This is a genomic window from Corynebacterium yudongzhengii (genome assembly GCF_003065405.1).
GTDB lineage: Bacteria > Actinomycetota > Actinomycetes > Mycobacteriales > Mycobacteriaceae > Corynebacterium > Corynebacterium yudongzhengii.
The window spans coordinates 2397776-2413128 of record NZ_CP026947.1 but is presented as its reverse complement, the minus strand read 5'-3'; the positions used below and the strand labels follow the sequence as shown (position 1 = coordinate 2413128).

At 67.2% G+C, this 15353-nt stretch carries 11 protein-coding genes and 1 pseudogene; 7 read left to right on the top strand and 5 right to left on the bottom strand.

Translation table 11 applies throughout. The features are described 5' to 3' along the window. Nucleotides 1–11 precede the first annotated feature (11 nt). On the top strand, nt 12–1556 hold the full coding sequence (locus C3B44_RS11100; RefSeq protein WP_108432418.1) for a TM0106 family RecB-like putative nuclease: 1545 nt from the start codon (nt 12–14) through the stop codon (nt 1554–1556). On the opposite strand, the gene C3B44_RS11095 is transcribed toward C3B44_RS11100, so the two are convergent. Both C3B44_RS11095 and C3B44_RS11090 read right to left on the bottom strand, forming a co-directional pair. After that, nucleotides 1519–2736, bottom strand: coding sequence for an MFS transporter (locus tag C3B44_RS11095; RefSeq protein ID WP_108432417.1), 1218 nt, complete (start codon nt 2734–2736; stop codon nt 1519–1521). The two genes, C3B44_RS11100 and C3B44_RS11095, sit on opposite strands and share 38 nt — an antisense overlap. Nucleotides 2737–2853: 117 nt before the next feature. Further along, nucleotides 2854–3453, bottom strand: a complete 600-nt coding sequence (locus tag C3B44_RS11090; RefSeq protein ID WP_108432416.1) for a superoxide dismutase — start codon at nt 3451–3453, stop codon at nt 2854–2856. 246 nt (nt 3454–3699) lie between these two features. Between C3B44_RS11090 and msrA the strand changes: the two genes are divergently transcribed. Both msrA and C3B44_RS11080 read left to right on the top strand, forming a co-directional pair. Further along, a complete protein-coding gene (gene msrA, locus C3B44_RS11085; RefSeq protein ID WP_108432669.1) occupies nt 3700–4365 on the top strand; it encodes a peptide-methionine (S)-S-oxide reductase MsrA in 666 nt (221 codons plus the stop codon). Nucleotides 4366–4415: 50 nt separating this feature from the next. Next, nucleotides 4416–6128 carry an alkaline phosphatase D family protein gene (locus C3B44_RS11080; protein ID WP_108432415.1) on the top strand — a complete coding sequence of 571 codons (1713 nt, stop codon included), beginning with the start codon at nt 4416–4418 and terminating at the stop codon, nt 6126–6128. A gap of 594 nt (nt 6129–6722) precedes the next feature. Here the strand turns inward: C3B44_RS11080 and C3B44_RS11075 are convergent. Both C3B44_RS11075 and C3B44_RS12030 read right to left on the bottom strand, forming a co-directional pair. Then, nucleotides 6723–7619 carry an alpha/beta-hydrolase family protein gene (locus tag C3B44_RS11075; RefSeq protein ID WP_235840403.1) on the bottom strand — a complete coding sequence of 299 codons (897 nt, stop codon included), beginning with the start codon at nt 7617–7619 and terminating at the stop codon, nt 6723–6725. Between the two features lie 172 nt (nt 7620–7791). Further along, a pseudogene (locus C3B44_RS12030) lies at nt 7792–8445 on the bottom strand (alpha/beta-hydrolase N-terminal domain-containing protein); the annotation flags it as partial. A 250-nt stretch (nt 8446–8695) separates the two neighbouring features. Between C3B44_RS12030 and C3B44_RS11065 the strand changes: the two are divergent. From C3B44_RS11065 to C3B44_RS11050, 4 genes are all read left to right on the top strand, one after another. Beyond that, nucleotides 8696–9640: an L-lactate dehydrogenase gene (locus C3B44_RS11065; RefSeq protein WP_108432412.1), complete on the top strand. Its 945-nt coding sequence runs from the start codon at nt 8696–8698 to the stop codon at nt 9638–9640. A 137-nt stretch (nt 9641–9777) separates the two neighbouring features. Further along, nucleotides 9778–11715 carry a pyruvate kinase gene (locus tag C3B44_RS11060; protein WP_108432411.1) on the top strand — a complete coding sequence of 646 codons (1938 nt, stop codon included), beginning with the start codon at nt 9778–9780 and terminating at the stop codon, nt 11713–11715. Between the two features lie 10 nt (nt 11716–11725). Beyond that, a complete protein-coding gene (locus tag C3B44_RS11055; protein ID WP_108432410.1) occupies nt 11726–12466 on the top strand; it encodes a glycerophosphodiester phosphodiesterase family protein in 741 nt (246 codons plus the stop codon). A 5-nt stretch (nt 12467–12471) separates the two neighbouring features. Next, nucleotides 12472–13404, top strand: coding sequence for a DUF5926 family protein (locus tag C3B44_RS11050; protein WP_108432409.1), 933 nt, complete (start codon nt 12472–12474; stop codon nt 13402–13404). A 614-nt stretch (nt 13405–14018) separates the two neighbouring features. Here the strand turns inward: C3B44_RS11050 and C3B44_RS11045 are convergent. Continuing rightward, entirely contained in the window at nt 14019–15320 is a 1302-nt protein-coding gene (locus tag C3B44_RS11045; RefSeq protein WP_108432408.1) for an LCP family protein, read from the bottom strand. Between the last annotated feature and the right edge of the window lie 33 nt (nt 15321–15353).

The window sequence follows — 15353 nt, the reverse complement described above, 5'->3', positions numbered from 1 at the left end:
AGGAGACGCTCATGGCCGCAGACCGCACCTCCGCGGTCACCCCGTCGGACCTGGTGGGATGCCGTTTCCGTTATCCGCAGCGCCGCGCGCACCCGGAGATCGAGCCGCTGGATTCGGATAAGGCGAGGCGGGCGCGTCTGCACCTAGCGCGCGCGGAGGTCCTCGCGCTCTTGCCGGTGCGCCCCGCGTTGGGCGATGGCCGGCGGCGCGCGTTTTCGCGCATCGACCTCGACGCCGATGCCGAGGACGCCGACCTCGCCACGTTGGAAGCCCTCGCCGCCGAGCCCACGATCCTCACCGGCGCTGTGCTCACCGGGCGGGATAACGGCACCGACTGGCGGGTGCGCATGGACGCCCTCATCCGCACCGGCGAGGGCACCTACCGCCCGGTGTTGGTCTCCAATCACCGGGTCGCGCGTCCGCATGAGACGCGCACGACGCCGATGATCCCCACGCACCGCCTGGGCCTCGGCAAACCCGTCGAGGCCGGCTATCGGCTGCGCCACCATGTCTCGGACAGCCATCGCCTCGCCATGGCGGCCCGCGCGCTGGTGCGCATGGAGCTCGCGGACGCGAAAGGCGCACTCATTGGGCAGGATCGGAGGCGTGCTTTTGTCGTCGATACGCGAGCGTTGCAGCCCGCACTTGACGACACCCTCGCCGCCGGCTGGTCCACCCGGCCCCGGAGGCTGAAGGAGTGCGCGGGGTGCCGGTTTTGGGACCTGTGCCGTCCGCTGCTGGAAGAGGCCGACGATATCAGCCTCGTTCTGCCGGGCGATCGTGCGCGGACGTTCCGGGAGCGCGGGATTGAGACCGTCGGCGCGCTTATCGACGCCCGCCTCGGCGAACCCAGCGCCCTCGCCGCGGCCTGGCGCGCCGGGGTCCCGGTGTTGCGGCGCACGGAGCACGTCATGGGCCCGCGGGCGGACGTGGAGATCGACGTCGATATGGAGGCCTACCTCGACCAGGGGGCGTACTTGTGGGGTGCGTTCGACGGTGAGGACTACCACGGCTTCGTGACGTGGTCGGAGGTCGGCGGTGCCGCGGAGGCCGAGAACTTCGCAAAGTTTTGGGACTGGCTGATGCAGCGCAGGGCCCAGGCTCACCGCGCCCACCAGAGCTTCGCGGCGTATTGCTATAGCGCGCACGGCGAAAACCACTGGCTGCGGGCGTCCGCGCGCAGGTTCGCGGGCAGGTATAAGGGGGTGCCCTCGCTGGCGGAGGTCGAGGAGTTCATCGCGTCAGATGAGTGGGTGGATGTGTTCAGTTGGGTGCGTCGGCAGTTGGTGGGCACGGCGGGTATCGGGTTGAAGGTCGTGGCCCCGCAGGCGGGCTATCACTGGTCGGATGACGATGTCGACGGCGAGGAGTCCGTCAACGCACGGCGCATCGCGGTCGCCGGCGGCGCGGAGGGAGAGCGGGCGCGCGCCGAGCTTCTGCGCTATAATGCCGACGACACCCGCGCCACCGCCCGCGTGCGCCACTGGCTGCGCGAGGGCGCGCAGAACGTGCCCGTGCTCAGTGTCCCGGGGAGCGCTGGACCTGCAGGGCGATAGCCGTGCCGACCACGACGAGGAGGACCACCGCGGCCGTCGTGATGAAGCCGGGCCAGTGGAAGGCGGTGAACACCAGCCCGGCTATGCCGCCGATAACCGAGGAGCCCAGGTAGTAGCACATGAGATACATGCTGGAGGCCTCGGCGCGGTGCTGCGTGGCGATGACCCCGATCCGCCCGGAGGCCGTCGAGTGCATCGCGAAGAACGACGCGGTGAAGATGAGCAGCCCGACGAGCGTGAGTACCAGGTTCGGGATGGCTAAAAGCCACAGTCCGCACCACATGAACACCGCGCCGGCGGACATGATGAGGCCGCGGCCGTACTTGTCGGACAGCGCCCCCGCGCGTGCCGACGACCACGTCCCCGACAAATACATCAGAAACACCAGCCCGACGAGGCCGGGGGAGAGGTCGAAGGCGTCGATCATGCGGAAGCCGATGAAGTTGTAGACCGAGACGAAAACGCCCATGCCGACGAACGCGATGCTAAACAGCGCCGCCAGGTGCGGGTGGCGCCAGTGGCTGAGCACCGCGCGGGCCTCGGAGGAAAAAGAGATCCTTTTGGGGCGGAAGCGGCGCTGCTTAGGCAAAAGGATCGTCATGACGATGGCGCCGACGAAGGTGAGCGCGGTGAGCGCGAAGAGCGCGGGCCGCCAGTCGGTGACCTCCAAGAGGCCGGCGGGTAAGAGGCGACCGGAGAGCCCGCCGACGGTCGTGCCCGCCACGTAGAGGCCCATGGCGCGGCCCAAGTCGTCCTGGTGGAGCTCCTCGGAGAGCCAGGCCATGGCGACGGCGGGCACCCCGGCGGCGATGATGCCCTGGACGAAGCGCAGGGCGATGAGCCACTCCGCGTTCGGGGCGAGCGGCAGGATCAGCCCGAGCAGCGTGGCGCCGAGCGCGCAGGCGATCAACACGGGGGAGCGCCCGAGCTTCTCGGAGAGGATCGACGTCGGCACGATGAACAGCGCCACCGCGCCCGTGGTGGCCGAGACGGTCAGCGCCGCCGTCGTCGGGGAGATGTTGAGCTCGCCGGTCAGCACCGGCAGCATCGCCTGGGTGGCGTACATCGTCGCAAAGACGGCGAGCCCCGCGATGAGCATGGCCGTGGCGGCGCGCTTGTAGGCAGGCTCGCCGCGGCGGAGGCCGGCGGGGCGATCGTCGGGAAGTTCAGTGGCAGACATGGTGTCTTCTATTGTGCGTGAGCGGGTAGACACCGGGGGTGGGACAGGCCTCAGATACACAAAACCACCGCCAGAGGAATGCTCCTCCGGCGGTGGCGTGGGCTATGCCGAAAGCTCTTACTTGGCGTCGGCGTAGCGGGCGGCAACGTCGTCCCAGTTCACGACGTTCCAGAAGGCCTTGACGTAGTCACCCTTGACGTTCTTGTACTGGAGGTAGTAGGCGTGCTCCCACATATCCAGCATGAGCAGCGGGGTGAAGTCGACGGAGACGTTGCCCTGCTGGTCGGTCAGCTGCTGGATGATCAGCTTGCCAGCGATGTGGTCGTAGCCCAGGACGGCCCAGCCGGAACCCTGGATAGAGGTGGCGACACCGCCGAAGTGGGCCTTGAACTTCTCGAAGTCACCGAAGTCGCGGTTGATGGCCTCGGCCAGCTCGCCGGTCGGCTCGCCGCCACCGTTCGGGGACAGGTTCTTCCAGAAGATGGAGTGGTTGGTGTGGCCACCCAAGTTGAAGGCCAGGTTCTTGGACAGGGCGCGCAGCTTGTCCGGGTTAGCCTCGCCGTTGCGCTCCTCCTCGAGGGCCTCGAGGGCCGCGTTGGCGCCCTTGACGTAGGTGTTGTGGTGCTTGGAGTGGTGCAGCTCCATGATCTCGCCGGAGATGTGCGGCTCAAGAGCGTTGTAATCGTAATCGAGCTCAGGCAGTTCGTAGGTAGCCATTATCTTCCGAAGTCCTTTCGTTTGTCTCGGTTGTTCTATTGCTGGCCCGCGGTCTCCCGCTGCCGTGTGAACCCCACTATAAGGATGTGCGGGGTTTTCGCAATGAAAATGTATCGAAATAGAATGTTCAATCTGTTGAACTTATTAATTGCCAGGTCATCGGCAGGAAAGTGAGGGAATCTAATTCGCGTCCCTGTCGTTGTAGGAAGAGGAACACCTTCGGCGAGACCAATAGAGGTGACGCTCATGCGTTGGATGTTTATGCCCACCCCGGAACTGCTGCCTGCCGAGAAGACCCTCGCCGGCAGCGACGAACCGGTCAACCCGCAGCCCGCGCCGCACGCCGAGTTGGGCACCCCGATCACCGGGCCTTGGAAGGAAGGCCAGAAGTCGGTGCTCGTGGGTATCGGCTGCTTCTGGGGCCCGGAGCGCATGTTCTGGGAGATGGACGGGGTTGAGTCCACCTCCGTCGGATACGCCGGCGGCGCCACGAAGAACCCCAGCTACGGCGAGGTGTGCACGGGGCGCACCAACCACGTTGAGGTCGTCGAGGTGGTCTACGACCCCGAGCGCATCAGCCTGCGTGAGATCGTCGCCGTCGGCCTCGAGGACCACGACCCGACCCAGGGCTACCGGCAGGGCAATGACGTCGGCACCCAGTATCGTTCCGCCTTCTACACGGTGGGCGAGGACGCCGACGCAGACCTAGAGTTGATCCGCGAGATGGTCGCCGACTACGGAACCCGCCTCGCCGAACAGGGCTATGGCGAGGTCACCACCGAGATGAAGCGCCTGGTCGATACCGACGCCGGCGAGTACTACCTCGCCGAGGACGAGCACCAGCAGTACCTACACAAGGTGCCCAACGGCTACTGCCCGTCGCACGCCACCGGGGTGGCCTGCGCGCGGTAGGTGTGCGCACTAACAAGAGAAATAGACGCGAAGATGGCAGGCTGGAGGATATGGGCAACCCACGGACTTGGAGGCTGAGCAGACGGCACCTGCTCGTCACCGGTCTCGCCGTGGGTGGTGCTACCGCCCTGCCCGCCTCCCAGGACGCGGTGCGCGCTCGCAGCCTGCAGGCCTACGTCGACGGCAGCGACCACGACCCGCTGGGGCGCACCATGGGCGCCTATCCCACGGAGATCCACCACGCCTTCATGCACGGCGTGGCCTCCGGCGACCCGCTGCCCGGAACCGTCATCCTGTGGACGCGCGTCACCCCCTCGCCGCAGGCCGTGCCGGGCTCCGGCCTCGGCGCCGACACCACCCTGCGCTGGGACGTCGCCAGCGATGAGGATTTCATGAACATCGTGCGCAGCGGCGAGGTCGTCGCCACCAGCGCTACCGACCACACCGTGCACGTCGATCCTCACGAGCTCAAGCCGGCGACCACCTACTACTACCGCTTCGAAGTGATCGACGGTCCCATGGTCGGCCAGGTCTCCCCGGCGGGTAGGGCCCGCACCGCGCCGGCCGACAACGCGGATCTGGAATCCGTGCAGATGGCCGTATGTTCGTGCGCGAACTACGAGTCCGGCTACTTCCGCGCCTACGGCGACATCGCCGAGCGCGCCCAGGCCGGCGAGATCGACCTGGTGGTCCACTTGGGCGACTACATCTACGAGTACGCCTCCGGGGACAACCCCGGAAAAAGTGGGGTGACCCGCGCGTTTGAGCCCACGTGGGAGCTTGAGAGCATCGGCGATTATCGGGCGCGCTACGGACACTACCGTCGAGATCCGGAGCTCCAGGCCGCGCACGCCGCCGCCACCTGGGTGGTCACCTGGGACGACCACGAGTTCGCCGACAACTGGAACGCGCACGACGCCAAGCAGCACACCCTGTTCCAGGGGCCGTGGGAGAAGCGTCGCGACGGCGCCATGCGCGCCTACTTCGACTGGCTGCCCGTGCGCGGCGAGGCGCCGGCCGATGGCGGGCGGCTGTATCGCTCCCTGCGTTTCGGCACGCTCGCTGAGCTGCACATGCTCGATTTGCGCTCCTACCGCTCGGGCCCCGGCCTGCGGCCCGTGGCGGGCGAGGGCCAGCACACCATCATGGGCCAGGAGCAGTTCGCGTGGCTCAGCCGGAAGCTGTCGACGACGGACGCCCGCTGGGCGCTCATCGGCAACTCGGTGATGTTCTCCCCGGTCAAACTCGTGGGCCTGGATCCGAAGGTGCGCCCGGTGATTGCTCCGCTCTTGGGTGGCGACGTCGTCGCGGAGCTGGGGCCGCACATGAACCCGGACCAGTGGGATGGCTACCCGGCGGACCGGGAGCGGCTGCTCGACCAGCTTGCCGACGAGCGCCCCGACGCCTCCACCATCTTCCTCACCGGCGATATCCACTCCGAGTGGGCCGGCGTTATCAACCACCGCGGCCGAGTCCTCGGCGCTGAGCTGGTGACTACGTCGGTCTCCGCGACGAACATGGACGACCGGATGGGCCTAGCCCGCGGCAACCCGGTCTCCCGCCTCGCAGAGCAGCACCTCTTGGGCCGCAACCCACACTTCCGGCACATTAACCTCGACGACCACGGCTACATGCTCGTGAAGGTTACGAAGGACGAGGTCACCGCCCGCTTCTTGCGTGTCGACGACGTCGAGGCCCCCGGCGCCGCCATCCACGAAGGCTACGCGTTGCGCTTTGCCGACGGCCGCCTCGAAGAGCTCTAGCCCGGGGTGAGCGTCGGTCTGCTTGGGCTGTGATGCTGTAGCGCGTTATGCGGCGGGCGGGCTGTTCGTAGGTGTGCCGCCATGTGCGTGCATGGTGTGTTTGCGCTGGTCGAAAGGACATTCTCCGAAACGAGTCCCGCGAGGTCGACACCAGTACTCCTTTAGGGGTGATTGTTTTCGACCAGCGGTAGCGCGGCATGCGAACGTGGGGACCTGATTCTGCCATCGGCGTTCGAACACAAATACTTAAAGGAAGAACCTTGTAGGGGTCCAAATCAGTCCATTTTCTCGCACAAAACCTTGAAGGACGCACCCTTCAAGCATCTTCCTTCAAGCTTTTGCGCAGTAACAACGCTAAACCGCACGGAAGAGCGAACTTCCAAAACGCCAGGCACCCCAGCGGCCATAAAACGGTATCGCATTCGCACTCCTGGTCGAAAGAAGTCGCCCCTAAACGAGTCCCACGCGGTCGAAACCAGCACTGCTTTAGGTGCAACTCCTTTCGACCAGCGCTATCGCACCATAGGCCAGACAAGCCAAAAGGGGGTAAACGGCCAGCTCGGCAGGCCATCCGCAACCACCGTGCATAGTGCGTTAGCGGTCGATGTGGTCGTCGTAAATCCAGGCCTCGGCGGCGTCGAGGAACTCTTCCGTGACCTCGAAGGCGACCACGTCGTCGAGCACGGCCGCCCAGTACGAGAGCATCTCCCGGTGGTAGTTGTGTCCGTGCCCGCCGGGGACGTCCAGCGAGGTCAGCTGGTCGAGGCCGACCTGCCAGCCGGTGATGAAAGGCACCCAGCGCATCCCCTCGAAAACGTCGAGGTGCTGCGCGGCTGGGGCCGGCACCCCGCGGGAGCCCGGCTCGCTGAGCCACTCCGGGCGGCGGTAGAAGATCCGCGGGTGCCAGTAGACGATCGGATCCGAGGCGTGCTGGGCGAATACCACCCGCGGTGTGGCCCAGGGCTCGGGGTAATCCTCTCCGCGGAAGTCGTGGTCGAGGTGCTCGGGCGTGGCGACGAAGCGGACGTGGCGGCCGCCGTCGACAAGAGGCAGGCGGTGGGGGCTTCCCGCATCCCGGTGGACGGTGAGCGCGCGGTGCATGCCGGTGAAACCGGGCACGCCGGAGAAGACGGCGCCGTCGCAGCGGGCGAGGAGGTCGGCGATGTGGTCGAAGGACTCGGCGATGCCGTAGCCACCGAGGGATTCGCCGGAGACGAAGAACTTCGGGCGGGCGTCATCGTCGAGGCGGGCGAGGCGCTCTTCGATGGCCTGGATGAGCAGCATGGAGGATTCGATGGGGCTGTCGCGATCCGAGAGGTAGGACACGGCCGACGGCAGGTAGGAGTACTGCATGGCCACGAGTGCGCAGTCGCCACCGGTGAGGAATTCGACGGCGTCGACGGAGAAGTCGCTGAGCCAGCCGGTGCCGGCGGAGGTCATCATCACGATCGCGGAGCGCTCGAACGCGCCGGTGCGCTCGAGCTCGACGATGGCGAGCTCGGCGGCCTCGTCGAGGGTGCGGCCCTCGACGTAGCCGATGAAGACGCGGATGGGTTCGGAGGCGTCGGAAAGCCCCCGTGACCTCGGCGATATCCCGGGCGCGCGGGCCGCTGGACAACAGTGCCCGGCCCTGGGAGCCGACGAGGTGCCAGCGCTCGTGGGAGCGGGCGCTGCCGGTGCGCTCGAACTCGGTGGGCTGTGCGGCTTCCGGGACGACCGCCTCGTTGAGGCGCCGGGCGCTGCGGGCGGCGCGGTTGAAGAAGCGGCGCACCAACACCCGATCGGAGGCGAGGGTGATCAGGCCGACGAACGCGAGCGTCGCCAGCGGCCAGCTGACCACCGGCGGCAGCCAGCGGCGCAGCTCCCGGTTGAGCCTGTCGACGCTCGACTGCGAGGCCTCCGCCAGAAGCAACAACAGCCCGTAGCCTAAGGTGCCGACGAGCGAGCCCCGCACCGCCGCGCGCCGCCCCCGCCCGGCCGGGGCAGAGACGAGGGCCGCCTGCCGATCCTGGCGGTACAACGAGGTCAGGAAGACCACGGAGGTGATGCCGGCCATCGCTACGTGGGTGATCCGGTTCGTGCGCCGCCGCAGGCGCGCCGGGAGGTGCAGGTCGCCGACGCGGGCGCTGTGGCGGATGCCGAAGGCTAGACCGGTGGCGGCGGCGTGGCCGACCGCCTGACAGCAGGCGACGTTCGCGGCCGTCACCCACCAGGGCCGCGGCAGCAGGGACGGCGAGATCGCCCACCACGTCGCGGCCTCGGCCCCGAGCAGCCCGGCGCCCAAGTTCTTCGGCAGCCGGCGGGTGGGCGCGGACATCACCGTCATGCGTATCCCCGGTAGCAACTCGAGGTAGACCTCGAGCGCGATGAGGCCGGACTTCGCCGTACTACGCAAAGAGCGCACCAGGCAACGGCGCAGTCCTTGGAAGATCATGGCGATATTGTGGCACCGATCAAAACACCACGCATGGCGAGCCAACCTGCGGCACACTAGGTTTCGTACCCCTTACAAGGGATATGTCCGTAACCAGCGCCCCGGTGAAGGGGCGGAAGGATAGTGAAGAGCAATGCAGACCGCCGTCGGAAACAAGGTCGTGCTCATCGGCGCGGGTGACGTGGGAGTCGCCTATGCCTATGCCCTGGTCAACCAGGGAACGGTAGACCACCTCGCCATCATCGACATCGACGCTGACAAACTCGAGGGCAACGTCATGGACCTCAACCACGGCGTCGTCTGGGCGCCGTCACGCACCCGGGTGACCGTGGGCAGCTACGAGGATTGCGCGGACGCCGCCCTCGTCGTCATCTGTGCCGGCTCCGCGCAGCGCCCCGGCGAGACCCGCCTGGATTTGGTGGGCCGCAACATGGCGATCATGAAGTCGATCACCGAACAGGTCATGGCCACGGGTTTCGACGGCCTGTTCCTCGTCGCCTCCAACCCCGTCGACATCCTCACCTACGGCGTGTGGAAGTATTCCGGGTTGGCGTCGCACCGGGTGATCGGCACCGGCACAGTGCTGGATACCGCGCGCTACCGTTACATGCTGGGCGAGCTGTTCCAGGTCGCGCCGACGAGCGTGCACGCCTACATCATCGGCGAACACGGCGACACCGGCCTGCCGGTGATCTCCTCGGGCATGGCCGCCGGGGTGTCGCTGCGTTCGCGCGCGGAGGCCGACGAGACCTTCGCCACCCGCATCAACGAGATCTTCGAAAGGACGCGGGATGCGGCGTATCACATCATCGATAAGAAGGGCTCGACCTCCTACGGCATCGGTATGGGCATGGCGCGCATCACGCGCGCGATCATGAAGAACCAGGAGGTCGTGGTCGCGGTATCCGCGCTGCTGCAGGGCGAATATGGACGCGAGGACATCTACATCGGCACCCCGGCGGTGATCAACCGCACCGGCATCGCCCGCGTCGTCGAGCTCGATCTGCAGGAAAAGGAACAGGAGCAGTTCGATAACTCGGTGCAGACTCTGGACGCGATCCTCCGCGAGTTTTTCTAGCTGTTCTTCATCCGTTTACCCGCTTCCGGCCCTTCGTTTACCGAGAGGGTGCACAATACCGGCCGGAAGGGACTCGGTCGGGCCGGTTGCTGCGATGACCTTGCTCCGACAACCTAAGAAGAAAGGCGGTGTCACGCATGGCGTCTCGCATGGACGAGAACCTGCGCGCGATACTCGAGCAGATCGATACGCTGCTGGAGGACCTCGAGACCGGGGAGCGGGAAAACACCGAGGCGATCGAGCGCGTCCACCCGGATCACCGCGAGGGCGCGCGCAACCTCGTGCACTACGCCACGCTGCGCAGCCGCGACATGCGCCCGCTGCAGGCGAATCTCGCCTCCCTCGGCGCCACCCGTCTGACCACCACCGAGCCCGCGGTCAAGGCCCGGCTGCAAGCCGCCCGCAACGTCGTCTCCGCCTACCTGGGCGAGGAGCTGAAGTTCGGCGGCGATGACGTCTTCGACGCCTTCTCTTTCGCCGACGACCTGCTGGAGGGACACGCGGATTCCCTGCTCGGGCCCAACGCCCCGGATACGCATTCGCGCATCATGGTCACGCTGCCGACCGAGGCGGCCGACGACCCGCAGCTCGTGCTGGGCTTCGCCGAGGCCGGCATGGAGATCGCGCGCATCAACTGCGCCAAGGACACCGAGGCCGAGTGGCTGCGCATGATCGACAACGTCCACGCCGCCGCCGAGCGCGTCGGCCGCGAGATCCGTATCGCCATGGACTTAGCCGGCCCGAAGCTGCGCACCGGCGAGATCGCGCCGGGCCCGGCCATCGATCGGGCGCGCGTGACCCGCACTGACGTCGGTGAGATGATCACCCCTGCCAAGCTGTGGTTCATCCCGCGCGGCGCGGTGGCTGACGGTGCGGACTGGCCGGAGCCGCCGGAGCTGCCGGGTAGGCCCACCCTCTCCGTGCTTGTCGACGACACCTGGGCCGCAAGCCTCGCCGAGGGCGCGAAGGTGCGGTTCGTCGACACCCGCGACGCCAAGCGCGAGTTCGAGGTGGAGGCGATCCACGAGGTCGACGGGGTGCGCTGCGCCCTGGCGCTGGGCCAGCAGAACGCGTATTTGTCGAACTCCACGCTCATCGAATACGACTGGGTGAAAACCCGGGTCGGCGGCATCAAACCCTCGGAGCAGGAGCTGCGCTTCGAGGCCGGCGACGAGATGATCCTCACCACCGAGCAGATCCCCACCGACCCCCGCGCCGCCGGCACGCCGGTGGTGGCGTGCACGCTGGTCGAGGCGGCGGCGGCGATCAACGTCGGCGAGCGCGTGCTTTTCGACGACGGCACCATCGAAGCCGTCTGCCGCGGAACCGACACCGACGACGCCGGCCACCACCGCGCCCACTTGGAGGTCACCCGCACCAAGCCGGGCGGTTCGAAGCTCAAGGCGTCGAAGGGCATCAACCTCCCGGAGACCGACCTGCCGCTGCCGTCTCTGACCGACGAGGACATCGCGGCCTTCGAGTTCGTCGCCCGCCACGGCGACATCGCGAACGTCTCGTTCATCCGCAACGCCGAGGACGTCGCCTTCGTCTTGGACACGCTGGAGAAGATCGCGGACACGCTCGCTAGGGAAGAAGGTCCTGAGTCCGCCGAGCGTGCCCGGGATCTGGGCATCGTGTTGAAGATCGAGACGATCCCGGCCTACGAGCAGCTGGCCGCCGTGCTGCTCGAGGGCATGCGGCATCGCCGCTTGGGGCTGATGATCGCGCGCGGCGATCTGGCCGTCGAGTTCGGCTTTGAGCGCCTCGCCGAGGTGCCGCGGCTGATCATGAACATGGCCGAGGCCGCCCACGTGCCGACGATCATGGCCACCCAGGTCCTGGAGAACCTGGCGAAAAACGGCCTGCCCTCGCGCGCGGAGATCACCGACGCGGCCTACGCCTTACGCGCCGAGGCGGTCATGCTCAACAAGGGCCCGCACATCACGGAGGCGATCGCGATCCTCAATTCGCTGTCGAGCAAGTTGGGGGCGTCGCAACGCAAAAACCGGATGCAGCTGCGGCGCATCAAGTCGTGGCAAGCGCCGGCCGACGATGCAGTCAACGAGGAAGAGTAGCTAGGCAAAGATGAAGATTGTCGCTCACCGGGGGCTGGCACCCGGGTATCAGGAACTGACCCGCGCGGCCTACGAGTACACCCTCGGGCTGCCGATCCACGGCGTCGAGTGCGACGTGCGGCTGTGCCGCTCCGGGGAGTTGGTCCTGCACCACGACCGCCGCATCGGGCGGACCAACGTCGGCGGTGAGCACTTCACCAAGATCTCCGAGCTCACCCTCGACGAGCTGCGCCGCGAAAACTTCGGCACACCAGCTAATCCGCAGACGATCCTCACCCTGCCGGAGCTTCTCGAGATGATCGTCGACGCCGGCGACAAGCACCTCTACCTCGAGATCAAGCACCCCTCCCGCTACGGGCGCATGCAGGAAGAACGCATCCGCCAGGACCTCATCTACGCTGGGTTGCTTCACGACGAGCGCATCCACGTCATCTCCTTCTCCCACACCTCGATGCGGCGGATGGCGGAGCTGATACCCGACATCGACCGCATCTACCTGCGTCGTCACTGGGAGTTGCGCTACAACCCGAAAGACCTCATGCTCTCCTCGCCGACCGGCTTGGGACTCTCGGTGGGCACCGCGAAACTGCGCCCCGATCTCGTCGGCGCGCAGGAGCTGCCGACCTACCTGTGGACCACCAACAGCTCCGCCGACATGAAGTTCGGCCAGAAGGTCGGCGCCGATATCGTGGCCACCGATTATCCAGAGAAGGCCCTGGCCACCTACGGTCAGCTCGCTTCGGTAGATTAGGCCCCATGGCCAAGAAGAACCGTAAGAAGCAGAAGGACGAGAACCTGCCGGAGGGCATGAGCCGTCGGCAGGCGAAGATCGCCGCCCGGCAGGCCGAGCGCGCCGCCCTCGAAAAGGAATCCCGCCCGTTCGCCGGGCTCGCCTGCGAGGCCGAGCTCGTCGCCCTGCAGGAGTTTGTCCCCTCCGCCACGGCGAAGCTCCCCGTCAAGGGTGCCGAGCGCGACGTCTACCTCGGCACCGTGCTGCCCGGCGCCGGCGCTGCCCTGGTGCGCGACGAGGAGTACGGCGGCGAGGCGCTCGTCGGACTGCAGGTGCAGAAGCGCTCCCACAACCCAGGCCGCGACCTCGCCTACGCCCTGAACTGGGCGATCACCGCTGAGCCGGGCGAGACGATCGAATCCACCGTCGCCGACGGCAACCAGCCGGAGCTTCAGTCGCTCATCGACTCTTCCACCACCCTCACCATCGACGTCCACGATGACTTCTCCTGGTGGACCCCGGACAATGCCCCGGTGGCGCCGGAGGTGCAGCAGGCCGTCCAGCGCGCGAACGACTCGATCGCCTTCACGCGCCGGGTCACCGCCGACGTCCCGGGCTCCGCGTGGTGGACCAACCCCGGCGGCGGCAAGGCATACCTGCGCTGGATCCGCGTCGACGAGGACGAAAACGCGCTGCTGGCGGCGCTGGCCCGCGTTGCTGCCCGCGGGGATCTGCACCTCGGGGAGAACACCAAGTTCGCCGGCGTGTTCCGTACCCACGGTCTCGTCGTTCCCGTCTTTGACCTGCACGACACCGACAAGCCCTCCGACGCCTACGACGAAGAACTCGTCCGCGTCAACGACGCCCTCAGCGCCGAAATCACCAACGACGTCCAGCTCACCGCCGACGAGCGCAAGCAGCTGCAGAACATCAAGTCCCGCCAGGTCACGATTCGGTAGGCGTTTGGCTTTTTTGGGGGTTCGGGGTTCGAGGTTCGGGGGTGTGCTGGTTGGAGTATGAGGCGGTAACGCTTGTCGAAAGCAGTCGGTCGAAACGAGGCGTCCTTTTGACCTCGCGGGACTCGTTTATGTGCTACTCCTTTCGGTGAAGCGATATCGCGGCATGCGTTCGGGCTGGCCTGACCTGCCTGGTTGACCTGGATGGCATTGCTGAGCGATGCCGCGATGGCGCTTGAAGGCCATCCGGCATGACCCGCCGATAAGGCGGTAACGCTTGTCGAAAGCAGTCGCACCTAAAGGAGTGCTGGTTTCGACCGCGCGGGACTCCTTTCTGTACTACTCCTTTCGACCGGGCGCGCGAACTCGGTACTGCTGTATGGCCGCAAGGGGGCCAGGGCTCGTCGGTTTGCAAAACCGATCTCGGCCGGACCGATCCGCATACCGCGCTATCGCTGGTCGAAAGCGGTCGGTCGAAACGAGGCACCCTTTCGACCGCGCGGGACTCGTTTCTGGGCGACTCCTTTCGGTGAAGCGATATCGCGGCATGTAGATGTGGCCGCACAGAGCGCTCCAGAGCGCTTCTAAACGCTCCCGTACAGCAGCCAGCCACGCCCCTACCGCATCGAGGCGAACATCTCCTCGGCGGCGGTCTCGTCCCAGATCACGACGTTGCCGACCGACGTGTCCTGGAACCCGGCGATGGGCACGGTTTCGGTGGTCGTGCCAGTGCCCATCGCCAGCGCCAGGCGGGCGAGGTGCCAGACGTGGTCGCCTTCGCCGACGGTGAAGGTGCCGGATCCGTGGTAGACCAGCGGGATCGCGTCGAAGGGGTTGAGCAGGGTCGCCGGGCTGGTGGCCTCACCGAGGAGGGCGGCGAAGAACTCGCGTTGGCGCGCCACGCGGTCGAGGTCGCCTTGGGAGGTGGCGCGGGTGCGCACGTATCCCAGAGCGGTCGGGCCGTCCATGGTTTGGCAGCCGGCCTGCAGGTCGATGTTGGCGAGCGGGTCGGTGATCGGTTCGTCGACGCAGATCTCGACACCACCGACGGCGTCGACCAGATTCGCCAGCCCGCCCATGCCGATCTCAGCGTAGTGATCGATGTTCAGGCCCGTGTTTTGCTCGACCGTGGTGGCCAGCAGCTTCGGCCCGCCGAAGGTGAACGCGGCGTTGATCTTGTTCTCGCCGTAGCCGGGGATGTTGACGAGCGAGTCACGCGGCAGCGAAACCAGCCGCGACTCCCCGGTTCCGAACGGGATGTGCAGGAGCATGATCGTGTCGGTACGCCCGATGTCGACCTCGCCGCCCGTGCCGAGCTCTGCCTGCTGTTCCTCCGTGAGGCCTTGGCGGGAGTCGGAACCGACGAGCAGCCAGTTCGTGCCCGCGGTCGATTCGATAGCGGGTTCGGGGGAGGCGTCGATGCGGGTGAGGCGGGCGTCGGCAAGCAAGACCGCCACCAGCGTCACCACCAGCAGCGTGGCGACGACCAGCCCACCACAACCCAGGCAGCCCGGACCGCGCCGGCGTCGGCGCGGGGCGCGGCGGCGCGGTCCGGAGGCACCCCCGACGCGCGGCTTGGGTGGGCGCGGCGGCTGTTGCGGGGAGCGCGGCGGGCGTCGGCGCGGCGGCTGTTGCGGGGAGCGCGGCGGGCGTCGGCGCGGCGGCGGTGGGTGCTGGATGGGGCGTCCGGGGCGCTGCTCGGCGGCGGGTTCGCGACGCGGCCGCCGGAGCGGGCGCTGGTCACTCGGGCGCTGCCGGGCGCGGACGGGGCGGCCGTAACGGTCGATCAGTGGGTTGCCGTTGCGGTCGAGGACGTAGTCGCCGGCCTCGTCGCGAGGACCACCGGAGCGGTTGACTTGCGGGCGTACCCGGCGGCGTTCGTGCCGGCCCGGGTCCCGGGGCTCCTGGTGATCAGTCATGCGTACGAGCCTAACCCGCGGGCGGCTACGAGG